The sequence below is a fragment of the Mesorhizobium sp. BHscii genome (assembly GCF_053848065.1).
The window spans coordinates 55000-69844 of record NZ_JBSPKW010000018.1 but is presented as its reverse complement, the minus strand read 5'-3'; the positions used below and the strand labels follow the sequence as shown (position 1 = coordinate 69844).

The window sequence follows — 14845 nt, the reverse complement described above, 5'->3', positions numbered from 1 at the left end:
ACCCCTCAGTTACAACGAAGGGAGACGGCTCGCGCCGCCTCCCTGTGGTCTCTTTCCGCTTTGGCGGTTCGGCAAGCCTACTGGGTGGTCCAGCGCTTGATCAGTTCCTCATAGACGATGGTCTCGCCTTTCGGCTTCTCGTTCTCGAGTTTGGCCTTAGGACCGTTCGGCTTGCCCAACCATTCGGCCGGATCTTTCGGCTCGTTGAGTCGCGGACCACAGCCGCCATAGACCTTAGCGGACTCGTCGGCGGCCTGCATGCGGGCCATCGTGATGTCCATTTCCTCAGCGAGGCGGTCCATCGCCTGCTGCGGCGTGAACGCCCCGGAGTTCACGTCGCCGATCTGCTGCCACCAGATCTGGGCGAGCTTCGGGTAGTCGGGCACGTTGATGCCGGTCGGTGACCAGGCGACCCGGTCTGGAGAGCGGTAGAACTCCACCCAGCCGCCGAGTTTGGGCGCACGGTCGGTAAACGACTGATGCCGAATGTCGGAATCGCGGATCAGAGTGAGCCCGACATGGGACTTCTTCAAAGACACGGTCTTCGACACGACGAACTGCGCATAAAGCCAGGCGGCCTTGGCACGATCGGCCGGGGTCGATTTCAGGATCGTCCAAGAGCCCACGTCCTGATAGCCGATCTTCTGCCCTTCCTTCCAGTACGGGCCGTGCGGCGACGGGGCCATGCGCCACAACAAATTGCCCTCATCATCGACCGTGTTGTTGCCTTCCGACTTGGGCTTCACCATGTCGGCGAGGAAAGCCGTGTACCAGAAGATCTGCTGGGCCACGTTGCCTTGGCTCAGCGCGGGCAGCGACTGGTAGAAATCGTAGCTCGCTGCTCCGGGAGGCGCAAAGTTGCGCAGCCACTCGTCCCACTTTGCGATGGCATAGACCGACGCCGGACCATTCGCCTCGCCACCGCGCGAAACGCTCGCGCCGACCGGATTGCAGGTACCCGCCTCCATGCGAATGCCCCATTCGTCGATCGGGATGCCATTCGGCTCGCCGGGGCTGCCGGTGCCGGCCATGGACAGCCACGCGTCAGTCATGCGCCAACCGAGATCGGGTGCGCGCTTGCCGTAGTCCATATGTCCGAAGACCTGCACGCCGTCGATTTCCTTCACGTCCTTGGAGAAGAATTCGGCGATATCCTCGTAGGCGGACCAGTTCACCGGGACGCCGAGATCGTAGCCATACTTGGCCTTGAACTTTTCCTTGAGTTCCGGCTTGTCGAACCAGTCCTTGCGGAACCAGTAGAGGTTGGCGAACTGCTGGTCCGGGAGTTGGTAGAGCTTGCCGTCCGGGCCGGTCGTGAACTTGATGCCAATGAAGTCTTCGAGATCGAGCGTCGGAAGGGTGACATCCTTGCCTTCGCCGGCCATGAAATCGGTGAGATTCACGGCAAGCTGCAGCCGCGAATGGGTGCCGATCAGGTCGCTGTCGTTGACATAAGCGTCATAAAGGTTGCGGTTGGTCTGCATCTGGGTCTGCACTGCCTGGACGACTTCGCCCTCGCCGAGGATCTGGTGGTTGACCTTGATGCCGGTGATCGCCTCGAACGCCTTGGTGAGCACGGTCGATTCATAGGTGTGTGTCGGGATACCTTCCGACAGCACGTTGATTTCCATGCCGGCGAACGGTTTCGCGGCATCGACAAACCATTGCATTTCGGCTTCCTGAGCCGAACGATCAAGGGTCGAAAGACCATTGATTTCCGTGTCAAGGAATGTCTTGGCTTCGTCCATGCCTGCGTAGGCCTGACTGGCCCCGAGCAGCAGGACTAGTGCCGTTGTCGATGTTAGTAGGTGACGTCGCATGAGGTTCCTCCCATTTCGGTTTCAAGTGCGATCGGACCGGTCGTTGCGCGGCCGCTCCAACAGTTTCTCCCCCTAGACGAATCGAAAAACGCCGATGGCGTAGACGATCGAGAGGGCGAGTGCCCACCACAGGTTGGGTCCGACAAGACCCAGCCAAGCGAGATGGATGTAGGCGCTGCCTAGCAGCGAAATGAACAGTCGGTCGCCACGCGTAGTATCGAGGCCGAGAATGCCATGGCGCGGCGCTCCGCCAGGACTGGCCCACTCCCACACGGTCATCCCGACCAGAAGAAGCAGGATCACGCCGAAGAAGGTGGCGGTCTGCCAAGTCCAGGCCATCCATGACAGATCCATCGTCTTTACTCCTTCCCTGCGCCGCCGCTAGACGCGGCCGAGCGCAAACCCCTTGGCGATATAGTTCCGGACGAACCAGATGACGATCGCGCCCGGAACGATGGTGAGCACGCCGGCGGCCGCCAGCAATCCGAGTTCGTAGCCCGCTGTGCTCGCCGTCCGGGTCATCACGGCGGCGATCGGCTTCGCGGCGACAGACGTCAGCGTCTTGGCGAGCAACAGCTCGACCCAAGAGAACATGAAGCAGAAGAACGCCGTGACACCGATGCCGGAAGCGATCAGCGGCATGAATATCTTCACGAAGAACCGCGGCCAGGAATAGCCGTCTATGAAGGCCGTCTCGTCGATCTCCTTCGGCACGCCGGACATGAAGCCTTCGAGAATCCACACTGCGAGCGGTATGTTGAACAGGCAGTGCGCCAGCGCAACGGCCCAAGGCGTGTCGAAGAGATTGATGGCCGAGTAGAGCTGGTAAAACGGCAGCGCGAAAACCGCCGGCGGCGCCATGCGGTTGGTCAGCAGCCAGAAGAACAGGTGCTTGTCCCCAAGGAAGCGGTAGCGCGAGAAGGCATAGGCAGCGGGCAGCGCCACGCTGACCGAAATCGCAGTGTTGATAAATACATAGCTGATGGAGCTGATGTAGCCATTGTACCAAACGGGGTTGGTGAGGATCTCGACATAGCTCGCCACCGTGAAACTGCGTGGCCACAATGAAAAGCCGCCGAGGATTTCGTTCGTCGTCTTGAACGACATGTTGAGCAGCCAGTAGATCGGCAGCATCAGGAAGATGATGTAGACCGTCGGCACGAGCCAAAGGAAGCGCGCCTCCCGGCCGCGCCCGCTCATTACGCTCGCCGACTGGAGACCCGTCGCATTCGACGCCGGTGGCGGCGTTGTCTGCTCTCGCATCAAAACGTCGCCCCTTTTGTCCCCAAGGCCTTCCTTCACCGATGTCATCTCAGCCCTCCGCTTCGGATTGGGTCATCAGGGTGTAGAAGAGCCACGACACCAGCAGCGTCATCAGGAAGTAGATGATGCTCATGGCCGCCGCGATTCCGAGGTTGAATTCGCCGAGCGCAGCCTTGACAAGATCGATCGACAGGAAGGTCGTGGCATTGCCCGGTCCCCCGCCTGTCAGTACGAACGGTTCAGTGTAGACCATGAAGGAATCCATGAACCGCAGCAGCATGGCAATGGTCAGCACGCGCTTCATCTTGGGCAGCTGGATAAAGCGGAACACCGACCAGCGTGATGCACCGTCAATCTTTGCAGCCTGATAGTAGGCGTCGGGTATCGAGACGAGGCCTGCATAGGCAAGCAGCACCACCAGCGAGGTCCAATGCCATACGTCCATCAGGACGACGGTGAACCACGCCGACAGCGGCTGGCTGGTAAAATTGTAGCTGATGCCCATCGCGTTGATAACATAGCCGAGCAGCCCGATGTCCGGCAGCGCAAAGATGTTCCACATAGCGCCGACGACGTTCCATGGGATCAGCAACGGCAGCGACATCAACACCAGGCAGACCGCGACCCATGGGCCGGAACGCGGCATGGCAAGCGCCACCGCCACGCCTAGGGGCACCTCGATCAGCAGGATTAACCCGGTGAAGGCGAACTGGCGCAGGAGCGACGCGTGGAAGCGCGGCGAATTAAGCACTTCCTGGAACCACTTAACGCCTTCAAAGAAGAACAGGTTGTTTCCGAACGTCTCCTGAACTGAATAGTTGACCACCGTCATCAGCGGGATGATTGCGTTGAACGCCACTAGCACCAGCACCGGCAGCACCATGAACCAAGCCTTGTTGTTCCAGGTCTTATCCATGGAGTTCAGCCTCCCATCTCGACGCGCCAGAAATCGGCATAGATATTGATGCCGGCCGGGTCGAAAGCGATCTTCGGATCGGCCGGAATGTCCTCGTCCTCGCCGACGATCGCCGCTATGTCGCGGCCTTCGAAACTGGCGCGCACCACCTTGTGGCGGCCGATATCCTCGACCTTCCGGATTGAAACCGGCATGCCGCTAGCGCCAAGCCTGACATATTCGGGGCGGATGCCGAGTTCGATCACGCCTGAGGTTCCAGCCTTTGGCGCGCCAGGCAATTCGATTGTCTGGCTGCCGAGCCGCGCATTCCTGCCTTCGACCGCGACCGGCATGACGTTCATGCCCGGCGAGCCGATGAAATAGCCGACGAATGTGTGCTTGGGACGCTCGAACAGTTCGGCTGGAGAGCCGATCTGCACGATCTCGCCCTCATACATGACGACGACGTTTTCGGCGAAGGTGAGCGCCTCGGTCTGGTCGTGCGTGACATAGACCATGGTGAAACCGAAGCGCCTGTGCAGCTGCTTCAACTGCGAGCGCAGCACCCACTTCATGTGCGGGTCGATTACGGTCAGCGGTTCGTCGAACAGGATCGCGTTGACATCGGAGCGCACCAGCCCGCGTCCGAGCGAGATCTTCTGCTTCTGGTCGGCGGTCAGCCCCCTCGCCTTTCTTTTGGCCATATCGGCCAACCCCGTCATTTCCAGCGTTTCGCGCACCTTGCGGTCGACGTCGGGTTCTGGAACGCCGCGGTTGCGCAGCGGGAAGGCCAGATTATCGTAGACGGTCATGGTGTCGTAGATGACCGGGAACTGGAACACCTGCGCGATGTTGCGCTCCTGCGTCGACAGATTGGTCACGTCCTTGCCGTCGAACAGAAGCTCGCCATGCGAGGGGTACAACAGGCCGGAAATGATGTTGAGCAGCGTGGTCTTGCCGCAGCCCGACGGCCCCAGCAGCGCATAGGCGCCGCCATCCTCGAAGGCGTGATGCACCTCCTTCAGCGCATAGTCCTTGTCCGACTTCGGATGCGGCCCGTACGCGTGGCGGATGTGGTTGCAGTCGATGCGCGCCATGTGCCCTCCTCCCTCAAGCCGCCAGCATCTGTGGCGGCGCGGCCGAGCGGCCGTTCGCGTCGAACACCATGATGTGCCGCGGGTCGATGAACACCTCGATGGTCTGGTCCGGTTCGAACACCAGGATGCCGTGCTCCAGCATCACCCAGCGGACGTCGGCGAAATCGAGATGCACAAAGCTTTCAGAACCGGTGATTTCGGTGACCGACACCTTGGCTCTCACCGGAACCGCCGACGGGCTCGGCCGAGCAAGAGAGAGATGGTGAGGCTGGAAGCCGATCGTGTAGCTCGTATCGGCAATACCGGCGAGTTCAGCCGGCACCGGAAGGTTCACCCCACCATCAAGAAGGAAGCTCGAACCGCTCTTCTTCAGCACGATCGTGTTGAGCGGCGGATCGGCGAATGTCTTGGCGGTGACGAGGTCGTTCGGCCTGCGGAAGACGTCGATCGTCGGGCCGAACTGAGTGATGCGGCCTTCGGAAAGCGTCGCCGTGTTGCCGCCGAGCAGCAAGGCTTCGTGCGGCTCCGTAGTGGCGTAGACGAAAATGGTGCCGGTCGCCGCGAAGATTTTCGGCAATTCAGCGCGCAGCTCCTCGCGCAGCTTGTAGTCGAGGTTGGCGAGCGGCTCATCGAGCAGCACGAGGCTGGCGTTCTTGACGATAGCGCGCGCCAGCGCGGTGCGCTGCTGCTGGCCACCGGAGAGGCTGAGCGGCGTGCGGTCGAGATAGGGCGTCAGCTTGAGAAGGGCTGCCGCACTGCGCACCTCCTTGTCGATCTTTGCCCGCTCGGTCCCGGCCACCCTCAGCGGCGAGGCGATGTTCTCGTAGACGGTCATCGCCGGATAATTGATGAACTGCTGGTAGACCATGGCGACGTTGCGCTTCTGCACCGGGATGCCGGTGACATCCTTGCCATCGAACCAGACCGAGCCGGATGTCGGCACATCAAGGCCGGCCATCAGCCGCATCAGGCTGGTCTTGCCGGAAAGCGTCGGCCCGAGAAGGACATTGAGCGAGCCGTGCTGAAGCGTCAGCGACACGTCGCGTATATGCTCCGTCGCCCCGACCGTCTTCGTCACGTTTCTCAGTTCCAGCATGATGCCTCCTCCCAGGCTTTCTGCATGACTATTCGGCAGCCGCGACATGGCGCCGGCTTATCCCGCGCATGAATTCGTCGAGCGCTGCCGTCTGCTCGCGGCTCAGATGCAGGCCGCGCTTGGTCCTGCGCCACAATACATCTTCAGCCGTCATCGCCCATTCATTTTGAACGAGGTAGCGCACTTCGGCCTCATAGAGATCGGCGCCAAAGTTGCGGCCAAGGTCGGCATTCGATCTGGCGAGGCCCAGCAGCATCCTTGCGCGAGTTCCGTAAAGCCGGCTCAGGCGGCGCGCCAGACGTGCGTCGAGGAACGGATAGGCCGTTTTCAGTTTCGCCACTTCGGCGTCGAAACCGCTGGCCGGGAAATCGCCGCCCGGCAGCGGCGCGTTTGCCGTCCACGGCTTGCCGCGCTTGCCGAGAAAACCCTCGATTTTCTCGAGCATCGATTCAGACAGCCGGCGATAGGTGGTGATCTTGCCGCCGAAGGTGTTGATGATCGGTGCCGTGCCCTCGCCGCCGTCGGTCTTCAGCACATAATCGCGGGTTGCTTCCTGCGCCTTCGAGGCGCCGTCGTCATAAAGCGGGCGCACGGCGGAATAGGTCCAGACGATGTCCGAACGCTTGACCGGCTGCGCGAAATATTCGCTCGCCGCGGCACAGAGATAATCGATCTCGGCGTCGCTGATCTTCACGTCGTGCGGGTCGCCAGCATAGTCCTGGTCAGTGGTGCCGATCAGCGTGAACTCTTCCTCGTAGGGGATAGCAAAGATGATGCGGCCATCCTTGTTCTGGAAGAAATAGGCGCGCGGATCGTCGAACTTCTTGCCGATGACGATATGGCTGCCCTGTACCAGCCGGACATTGTGCACCTCGTTCAAGCCGACCGTAGCAGACAGCACATGGTCGACCCATGGACCGGCGGCGTTGACTAAAAGCCGCGCCTTGACCTCCTCGGTGTCCCCGGTCTGCGCGTTTTCCAGCCTGACCGTCCAAAGTTCGCCTTCACGGCGTGCGCCGATGACTTTCGTGCGGGTTCGGATCGTTGCGCCGCGATCGGCGGCGTCGCGGGCGTTCAGGGCTACCAGCCGCGCATCGTTGACCCAGGCGTCGGAATATTCGAAGGCCTTGCGAAACAACGGCTTCAGCGGCTTGCCGGCTGGGTCCTTTGCCATGTCCAGCGTCTTGGTCGCCGGCAGCAATTTGCGCCCGCCAATGTGGTCGTAAAGGAAAAGGCCGAGCCTGATCAGCCAGGCCGGACGCAAACCCTTGGCATAGGGCAGCACGAAGCGCATCGGCCAGATGATGTGCGGCGCATTCTTCCAGAGAATTTCCCGCTCCATAAGCGCCTCGCGCACCAGGCGGAATTCGTAGAACTCGAGATAGCGCAAGCCGCCATGGATCAGTTTGGTCGAGCCGGAGGAGGTTCCGCTGGCCAGATCGTTCATTTCGGCAAGGAAGACCGAGAAGCCGCGCCCAACCGCATCGCGGGCGATGCCGCAGCCGTTGATACCGCCACCGATGACGAAGATGTCATGGATCGGGGGTGCGTCCACAATAAGTCCTCCCGGATTTCGCATTGCAGCATTTTTAGGTTTTTACGAAACCGTGGTGGGATTATTTCGAAATGGGAACGAATGTCAAACGAAATGTAAACAGCGACAATTGCCGCTACGGCACCCTTACGAGAGCGACGTTTCGATCAGCTGAACCTCTGCCTCCTGGCAGATCTTGCGTACCGACGGGATGTCGCAACGGTCGGTGATGAAGGTGTTGACCTGCGACAGATGGCCGATGCGGACCGGCGCCGTCCGCTCGAATTTGGTCTGGTCGGAAACGAGGATGACATGCCGGGCATTGGCGATGATCGCCTGCGCCACCTTCACTTCACGAAAATCGAAATCGAGCAACGCACCGTCATGGTCGATCGCCGAGGCGCCGATCACCGCGTAGTCGACCTTGAACTGCCTGATGAAATCGACCGCCGCCTCGCCGACCACGCCGCCATCGGAGCCGCGCACAACCCCGCCGGCAATAACGACTTCGATGGAAGGGTATATGCGCATCCTGTTGGCAACATTGATATTATTGGTGATGACCATCAATCCGGTATGATCAAGAAGCGCCTTGCTGACCGACTCCGTCGTGGTGCCGATATTGATGAACAGCGAGGCATTGTCCGGGATCAGCCTGGCTGCTGCGCGGCCGATCGCCTCCTTCTCCTCGGCGGCGATCTTGCGTCTCGCCTCATATTCCATGTTCTCGATGCCGGACGGAAACAGCGCCCCGCCATGGATACGGGAAAGCAGCCGCTGGTCGCACAGGTCGTTAAGGTCCTTGCGGATGGTCTGCGGCGTCACGTTGAAATGCGTTGCCAGGTCGTCGACCAGCACGCGGCCATTGTCCTTGGCCATCTGGATGATTTCGGAATGACGCGGCGACAGATACATTGGGGCCTCTCGTTTTCGCTTTTCTTGTCTATAGCGGAAAACGAAAGTGATGAAAAGGCATAAGCCGGCTAACGAAATTACATCCGCCCAAAGACAACCACGGCGCAACTTTGCCGACCATTTCAACTCAACCCAGACCGCGGGCGATTTCGGTGATGACCTCGAAAGCTGTGTCGATATCCGCCGCCGTCGTCTCGAACTGACCGACTTGAAAGCGGATCGCGATCTGCCCGTCCACCCGTGTCTGTGTCAGATAGATGCGGCCATCGTCGTTGATCGCGTTGACCAGCCGCAGATTGTGTTCGTCCGAATCGATGCCGGCCGCCGCCAGATGCCGGAACGAGAACAGCGACAGCATCGGTTCCGTGACGATCTCGAAATCCGGTTGCCGAGCCAGCCGCGCGGCAAGGCCTTCGCTCCAGGCGACATGGTTGCGGATCATGGTCCGGAGATTTTCCAGCCCGTGGGCGCGCAGCAGGAACCACAGTTTCAGTGCGCGAAAGCGCCGCCCGAGCGGCACCGACCATTCGGAATAGTTGATGATGCCGTCGCGTCCATGCGTCTTCAGGTAATCCGGCTTGATGGCGAGCGTCCGCACCAGGTCTTCCGGCCGGCGGATGAACTGCATCGAGCAGTCGAACTGCGCGCCCAGCCATTTGTGCGGATTGAAGACGATGGAATCCGCGTGCTCCGCGCCGGCCCAGAAATGCCGGTATTCCGGACATATCATCGCCGATCCGGCCCAGGCGGCATCGACATGCAGATAGAGCCCGTACCGCTTAGCCACAGCGGCGACGCCGGCGATGTCATCGGTGCCGCCGGTACTGGTGCCGCCGACACAAGCGATGATGCCGGCCGGCAGCATGCCCGCATCCCGGTCGGCGACGATCGCCGCTTCGAGGGTTGTGACATCCATGGCGCGAAGGCGGCCAGCAACCGGAATGCGCACGAGATTGTCCTCGCCAATGCCCGAGACCCAGATCGCCCGGTCGATGGAAGTATGGACCTGGTCGGAAGAATAGATGCGCAATATCGGCTGGCCTTGCAGGCCCTTCTTGTTGCCCTGCCAGTCTAGCGCGCGCTCGCGCATGGTCAGCACGGCGGCAAGCGTCGCCGACGATGCCGAATCCTGCATGACGCCGGAAAACCCTTCCGGCAGGCTAAGCGCCTGACGCATCCAGTCGACGACGCGCGTCTCGAGTTCGGTCGCTGCCGGCGAGGTCTGCCAGAGCATGCATTGCGCGGCCATCACCGAGACCAGATATTCGGCCACCACCGAGACCGGTGCGGCGTTGGCCGGGAAATAGGCGAAGAAGCGCGGATGCTGCCAATGCGTCATGCCCGGCAGGATTTTTTGCTCGAAGTCGGCGAAGATTGCCTGCATCGTTTCGCCCTCTTCCGGCGGCGAGACATCGATGCTTCTAGAGATTTCGCCCGGCTCGACCAGCGGCCGCACCGGTCTTTCGCGAAGTGTGCTCCTGTAGTCGGCACCCCATTCGGCCGCGTACAGCGACCATTCCCGGAATTCGTTGCTATTCATTTTCCTCTCCGTCGCATCGAGCCCAGAAATCAAAGAGCACGAAAAACGGAGGCTTTCATTCGGGAAAATCGGGCAGGCTCGCGAAAGCGGTCTTCAGCGCGTTCGACCAGCCGTCCGAGATCGTGCGATAGTATTGATCGTCCTGGGCTATCCGTTTCTTCAGGCTGACCTTGAAGGCATCCTTTTCGTAGAACAGCAGGTCAAGCGGCAGACCAACCGACAGGTTCGATTTCAGCGTCGAGTCGAACGACACCAGCAGGAGTTTCACCGTCTCGGCGAAACTCATCGTCTTTTCATAGGCGCGGATGATGATCGGCTTGCCGTACTTGGTCTCGCCGATCTGGAAAAACGGCGTGTCATCGGTCGATTCGATGAAATTGCCTTCCGGATAGATCATGAACAGCCGCGGCGCGCTGCCCTTGATCTGGCCGCCGAGGATAAAGGAGGCATTGAAATAGGAATCGGCCTTTTCGCCTGCCGGCGACGAACTGGCGATGACTTCCTTAACGGTGTCGCCGACCATCCGCACCGTCTGATACATAGACGGCGTTTCGAGCAGAGTGGCGTGGCGATCGGCCACCGCCTTGGTGCGTTCGTCGAGCAAACTGACGACCGCCTGCGTCGTCGCCAGATTGCCGGCCGACATCAGCACGATGACGCGCTCGCCCGGCTCTTCCCAGACATGCATCTTCTTGAAGGTCGAGATCGAATCCATGCCGGCATTAGTACGCGTGTCCGACATGAACACGAGCCCGCGATCGATCTTCAAGCCGACGCAATAGGTCATCGAATCTCTTTGGCAGCAATCTTGCCGTGGATTACTGCTCCACGGTGACGGTGACCGCAAGCTGTTCTTCCGCTTGTCCCAGCCGAATTCCCGACACCGGCGTGGCATCGCGGTAATCACGGCCGGTCGCCACCTTTACATAGCGTTCGTCGGGCGAAATGCCGTTGGCGACGTCGAACGCGACCCAGCCGAGGCCCGCAACATGCGCCTCACCCCAGGCATGGCTTGCCGCCTGCTCGACCGCCGCATCCATCATCAAATAGCCGCTGACGTAGCGGGCCGGAAATCCCATGGCGCGAGCCGCGGCGGCAAAGATGTGGCTGTGGTCCTGGCAGACGCCGGTCTTGAGCGCCAGCGCGTCCTCGGCCGGAGTCGCCGCATTGGTGGTACCCGGCGTATAAGCCACGCGCTCGCCGATCACGGCCATCAGCCGGTGCAGCCTTTCGATATCGGTCCCCTCGCCGACCGAGGCCGCGAGTTCGCGAATGCCGCTCCCGATCGTGGTCAACGGGGTTTCATGGCCAAACAGCCAGAGCGGCGCGAAACCCTGATGTGGCCCGGAGACGCCAGCGGTGTCGCGTGTCACCACCTCGCCTGATGCCTCGACGGTGATGAAATCGCGCTCACCTTCGACGCTCAACAGCCGCGTATCGTTGCCGAAATGGTCGATGAAGCGCACTTCCTCGCGTGCCCCTTCGATCGTCAGCGCCCAGGACAAAACGGTCTGCGTCGGCCCGCTAACCGGAAGCAGCCGCAACCGCTGCAATAGATAATGCACCGGCGCATCGTAGCGGTATTCGGTCCGGTGGGTGATCTTCAGCCGCATTGCTCTCGTCCCCCGAGCATGATCTTTACCGGAAACCGGCGTTCACTTTCCGGGATCATGCTCAATAGAACCTGTAGTCCTGCGCGATCTCGTCGCCGAGCCTAGTGTTGTCGCGAATGAAATTGGCCAGGAATTCGTGCAGGCCGGCGTCGAATATGTCCTTGATCGAGCCGGCCGTCAGCATAGCCTGGGTCTTGCCGGCTGTCGCATGACAGGCGTGGCGTTCGCCATAATCGTCGCCCAGGAATTTCAGGTGCTCCGTCAGGAAACGGTAGCAGAAGGTCAGCGAGCGCGGCATTCGAACGTTGAGGATCAGATAGTCGGCAATGTTGCTCGGCTTGTAGTCGGCCTCGTACACCCAGCGATAGGAGCGGTGCGCCGACACCGAACGTAGGATCGATTCCCACTGATAATTGTCGAGCGTCGAGCCGACCCAAGAGATCGACGGCAACAGCACGTAATACTTCACGTCCAGGATGCGTGCCGTGTTGTCGGCGCGTTCGACATAGGTGCCGAGCTGCGAGAAATCGAAGATCTCGTTGCGCAGCATGGTGCCGTAGAATGAACCGCGGATCAGCGCCGTTTCGCGCTTGATCGCGTCGAGCACGCTGGGCAGGTCGCGTTCGTCGATCGGCTTGGCCAGCATGCGCTTCAGCGACATCCAGGCCTCGTTGATGCTTTCCCAGGTTTCGCGCGTCAGCGCGGTGCGCACCATGCGGGCGTTGTTGCGAGCCGTCTCGATCGACGCCATCGTGCTCGACGGGTTCGATGTGTCGCGAAGCAGGAAATCCGCGACGTTGGCGGCGGTATAGTCGGAATATTTCTGCGTGAAGGCAGCGTCCGAACCGGCGCTGAGCAGCACCGAATTCCACTCTTCGGAGGCGTTCTGGGTTCGGGTCAGCGCCATGCGCAGCCCGGCATCGACCAGCCGCGCCATGTTTTCCGCCCGCTCGATGTAGCGGTTCATCCAGTAGAGCCCGTTGGCGGTGCGGCCGAGAAGCATGTGGGGCTGCCCTTCGGGCTAGTGAGTAGTGAGTGGTGAGTAGTGCATGGTGAATGTTTGGATTTTGACGGAGTATGACATTGTGCTTTCCCTCTACTACTGACTACTACTATTCACTACTTACCCGTCTCAATCATCCAGCACCCACGTATCCTTGGTGCCGCCGCCCTGCGATGAGTTGACCACCAGCGAGCCTTCCTTCAGCGCCACGCGCGTCAGCCCGCCCGGCACGATCTGGATGCGGTCGGAAACCAGCACGTAGGGCCTGAGGTCGACATGGCGCGGCGCCAGCCCTTTGTCGGTCAGGATCGGACAGGTCGACAGCGCCAGCGTTGGCTGGGCGATGTAGTTCGACGGTTTTGCCGCGAGTTTCTTGGAAAAATCCTCGCATTCCTTCTTGGTCGCCGCCGGCCCGACCAGCATGCCGTAGCCGCCTGAGCCGTGCACCTCCTTCACCACCAGCTCGTCGATATGTTCGAGCACGTATTTCAGGCTGTCCGGCTCCGAGCATCGCCAGGTCGGGATGTTGCCGAGGATTGCCTTGCGGCCAGTGTAGAATTCGACGATCTCGGGCATGTAGGAATAGATCGCCTTGTCGTCGGCGATGCCGGTTCCCGGCGCATTGGCGATGGTGATGTTGCCGGCGCGGTAGACATCCATGATGCCCGGCACTCCAAGTGCCGAGTCCGGACGGAAGGTCAGCGGATCGAGGAAAGAATCGTCCACCCTTCGATAAAGCACATCGATCTGCTTGTAGCCTTCGGTCGTGCGCATCGCGACGTGGCCATCGACGACGCGCAGATCCTGCCCCTCGACAAGCTGCACGCCCATCTGGTCGGCAAGGAAGGCATGTTCGAAATAGGCGGAGTTGAAGCTGCCCGGCGTCAGCACGGCAATGGTCGGCGCACCCTTGGTGCTGTGCGGCCGCACCGCCGCCAGCGACTGGCGCAAGAGCTGCGGATAGTTTTCCACCGGCCGCACCTTGATCTGCTGGAACAGCTCGGGAAAGAGCTGCATCATCGTCTCGCGGTTTTCCAGCATGTAGGACACGCCGGACGGCGTCCGCGCATTGTCCTCCAGCACGTAGAATTCGTTCTCGCTGATGCGCACGATATCGACGCCGATGATATGGGTGTAGACGCCGGCCGGCGGCCTTACCCCGATCATCTCCGGCAGGAACGCCTCGTTCCTGGCGATCAATTCCTTGGGGAGGCGCCCGGCGCGCAATATCTCCTGGCGGTGGTAGATATCGTCGAGAAACGCGTTCAGCGCCTGGACGCGCTGCTCGATGCCTTGCGTCAGCCGTCGCCATTCGTTGCCGGAAATGATGCGCGGAACGATATCGAATGGAATAAGGCGTTCGGAGGCTTCCTGCTCGCCATAGACGGCAAAGGTGATGCCGGTCTTGCGAAAGACGCGTTCGGCGTCCTGCATCTTCTCGGTAAGCCTGGCCGGATCCTGCTCCTTCAGCCAGCGGTCGTAAGCCGAATACGGTTTTCTCAATCCGGAGATTTCCGGAAGCATTTCGTCGAACGCTGCCAATCGCATACTCCCCTGTGAGACCATTTCACTGGCGTCACGGGAGAAAATCAAGCGCAATCGGTGATTTGGAGGATGCTGGCGATCAGTATGTCGCGACCTGCCTAAAATTAGGGCAGCGCCGATATGGCTGGGTCAGGCTTTGCCTTGTGCCCGGGCAGGGGCCGGCGCCACTCAGAAGGCGCGGAACGTGACGACCGTAAACGTGTCCTTGATGCCGGGAAGAATCTGCACCTTCTCGTTGACGAAGTGGCCTATGTCTTCCTCGTCGTCGACATAGAATTTGGCGAGCAAATCGTAGTTGCCGGCTGTCGAGTAGATTTCCGAAGCGATCTCGGCATCGGCCAATGCGCCGGCAACGTCATAGGCCCTGCCCAGATCGCACTTTATCTGCACGAAAAATGCCTTCATTGCCCGGTCCTGCTCAACTTGCACGCATAAGCGGCCCTTGTGGCAGACTGCCGCCCGGCTTTCAAGCATCAGGACGGCGCTCAGGCAGAACGCGACCTGAGGGAAGCTTTAGTACAGCC

14 protein-coding genes are annotated in these 14845 nt (G+C 60.6%); all 14 read right to left on the bottom strand.

Translation table 11 applies throughout. From position 1 onward, the window contains the following. Positions 1 to 77 precede the first annotated feature (77 nt). Positions 78 to 1820 (bottom strand): ABC transporter substrate-binding protein, encoded by a 1743-nt coding sequence (locus ACWTU7_RS22750; protein ID WP_029352840.1) that lies wholly within the window; start codon positions 1818 to 1820, stop codon positions 78 to 80. A 72-nt stretch (positions 1821 to 1892) separates the two neighbouring features. Then, on the bottom strand, positions 1893 to 2174 hold the full coding sequence (locus tag ACWTU7_RS22745; RefSeq protein ID WP_027151937.1) for a DUF2160 domain-containing protein: 282 nt from the start codon (positions 2172 to 2174) through the stop codon (positions 1893 to 1895). A gap of 27 nt (positions 2175 to 2201) precedes the next feature. After that, on the bottom strand, positions 2202 to 3020 hold the full coding sequence (locus ACWTU7_RS22740) for a carbohydrate ABC transporter permease (protein ID WP_455840465.1): 819 nt from the start codon (positions 3018 to 3020) through the stop codon (positions 2202 to 2204). Positions 3021 to 3132: 112 nt separating this feature from the next. Continuing rightward, a complete protein-coding gene (locus tag ACWTU7_RS22735; RefSeq protein ID WP_065007669.1) occupies positions 3133 to 3999 on the bottom strand; it encodes a carbohydrate ABC transporter permease in 867 nt (288 codons plus the stop codon). Positions 4000 to 4004: 5 nt separating this feature from the next. Beyond that, positions 4005 to 5075: an ABC transporter ATP-binding protein gene (locus ACWTU7_RS22730; protein WP_455840421.1), complete on the bottom strand. Its 1071-nt coding sequence runs from the start codon at positions 5073 to 5075 to the stop codon at positions 4005 to 4007. 13 nt (positions 5076 to 5088) lie between these two features. After that, entirely contained in the window at positions 5089 to 6171 is a 1083-nt protein-coding gene (locus ACWTU7_RS22725; protein ID WP_029352845.1) for an ABC transporter ATP-binding protein, read from the bottom strand. A gap of 28 nt (positions 6172 to 6199) precedes the next feature. Continuing rightward, on the bottom strand, positions 6200 to 7726 hold the full coding sequence (gene glpD / locus ACWTU7_RS22720) for a glycerol-3-phosphate dehydrogenase (protein WP_455840420.1): 1527 nt from the start codon (positions 7724 to 7726) through the stop codon (positions 6200 to 6202). A 126-nt stretch (positions 7727 to 7852) separates the two neighbouring features. Continuing rightward, a complete protein-coding gene (locus tag ACWTU7_RS22715) occupies positions 7853 to 8620 on the bottom strand; it encodes a DeoR/GlpR family DNA-binding transcription regulator (RefSeq protein WP_029352850.1) in 768 nt (255 codons plus the stop codon). 127 nt (positions 8621 to 8747) lie between these two features. Beyond that, the gene (locus ACWTU7_RS22710; protein WP_455840419.1) at positions 8748 to 10160 is read right to left on the bottom strand and encodes a pyridoxal phosphate-dependent decarboxylase family protein; all 1413 of its coding nucleotides are present in this window, start codon (positions 10158 to 10160) and stop codon (positions 8748 to 8750) included. Between the two features lie 55 nt (positions 10161 to 10215). Continuing rightward, entirely contained in the window at positions 10216 to 10947 is a 732-nt protein-coding gene (locus ACWTU7_RS22705) for a peptidase (RefSeq protein WP_065009553.1), read from the bottom strand. Positions 10948 to 10978: 31 nt separating this feature from the next. After that, positions 10979 to 11773, bottom strand: a complete 795-nt coding sequence (locus ACWTU7_RS22700) for a transglutaminase family protein (RefSeq protein ID WP_455840418.1) — start codon at positions 11771 to 11773, stop codon at positions 10979 to 10981. A gap of 61 nt (positions 11774 to 11834) precedes the next feature. Then, positions 11835 to 12776: an alpha-E domain-containing protein gene (locus ACWTU7_RS22695; RefSeq protein WP_029352858.1), complete on the bottom strand. Its 942-nt coding sequence runs from the start codon at positions 12774 to 12776 to the stop codon at positions 11835 to 11837. Positions 12777 to 12905: 129 nt separating this feature from the next. Beyond that, positions 12906 to 14318, bottom strand: coding sequence for a circularly permuted type 2 ATP-grasp protein (locus tag ACWTU7_RS22690; protein WP_455840417.1), 1413 nt, complete (start codon positions 14316 to 14318; stop codon positions 12906 to 12908). 171 nt (positions 14319 to 14489) lie between these two features. Then, on the bottom strand, positions 14490 to 14726 hold the full coding sequence (locus tag ACWTU7_RS22685) for an Lrp/AsnC family transcriptional regulator (protein WP_029352863.1): 237 nt from the start codon (positions 14724 to 14726) through the stop codon (positions 14490 to 14492). Positions 14727 to 14845: the final 119 nt, after the last annotated feature.

Bases quoted from the DNA above. Each gene is read 5' to 3' on its own strand.
- ACWTU7_RS22750 (WP_029352840.1), bottom strand. From the start codon at position 1,820: ATGCGACGTCACCTACTAACATCGACAACGGCACTAGTCCTGCTGCTC.
- ACWTU7_RS22745 (WP_027151937.1), bottom strand. From the start codon at position 2,174: ATGGATCTGTCATGGATGGCCTGGACTTGGCAGACCGCCACCTTCTTC.
- ACWTU7_RS22740 (WP_455840465.1), bottom strand. From the start codon at position 3,020: ATGAGCGGGCGCGGCCGGGAGGCGCGCTTCCTTTGGCTCGTGCCGACG.
- ACWTU7_RS22735 (WP_065007669.1), bottom strand. From the start codon at position 3,999: ATGGATAAGACCTGGAACAACAAGGCTTGGTTCATGGTGCTGCCGGTG.
- ACWTU7_RS22730 (WP_455840421.1), bottom strand. From the start codon at position 5,075: ATGGCGCGCATCGACTGCAACCACATCCGCCACGCGTACGGGCCGCAT.
- ACWTU7_RS22725 (WP_029352845.1), bottom strand. From the start codon at position 6,171: ATGCTGGAACTGAGAAACGTGACGAAGACGGTCGGGGCGACGGAGCAT.
- ACWTU7_RS22715 (WP_029352850.1), bottom strand. From the start codon at position 8,620: ATGTATCTGTCGCCGCGTCATTCCGAAATCATCCAGATGGCCAAGGAC.
- ACWTU7_RS22710 (WP_455840419.1), bottom strand. From the start codon at position 10,160: ATGAATAGCAACGAATTCCGGGAATGGTCGCTGTACGCGGCCGAATGG.
- ACWTU7_RS22705 (WP_065009553.1), bottom strand. From the start codon at position 10,947: ATGACCTATTGCGTCGGCTTGAAGATCGATCGCGGGCTCGTGTTCATG.
- ACWTU7_RS22700 (WP_455840418.1), bottom strand. From the start codon at position 11,773: ATGCGGCTGAAGATCACCCACCGGACCGAATACCGCTACGATGCGCCG.
- ACWTU7_RS22695 (WP_029352858.1), bottom strand. From the start codon at position 12,776: ATGCTTCTCGGCCGCACCGCCAACGGGCTCTACTGGATGAACCGCTAC.
- ACWTU7_RS22685 (WP_029352863.1), bottom strand. From the start codon at position 14,726: ATGAAGGCATTTTTCGTGCAGATAAAGTGCGATCTGGGCAGGGCCTAT.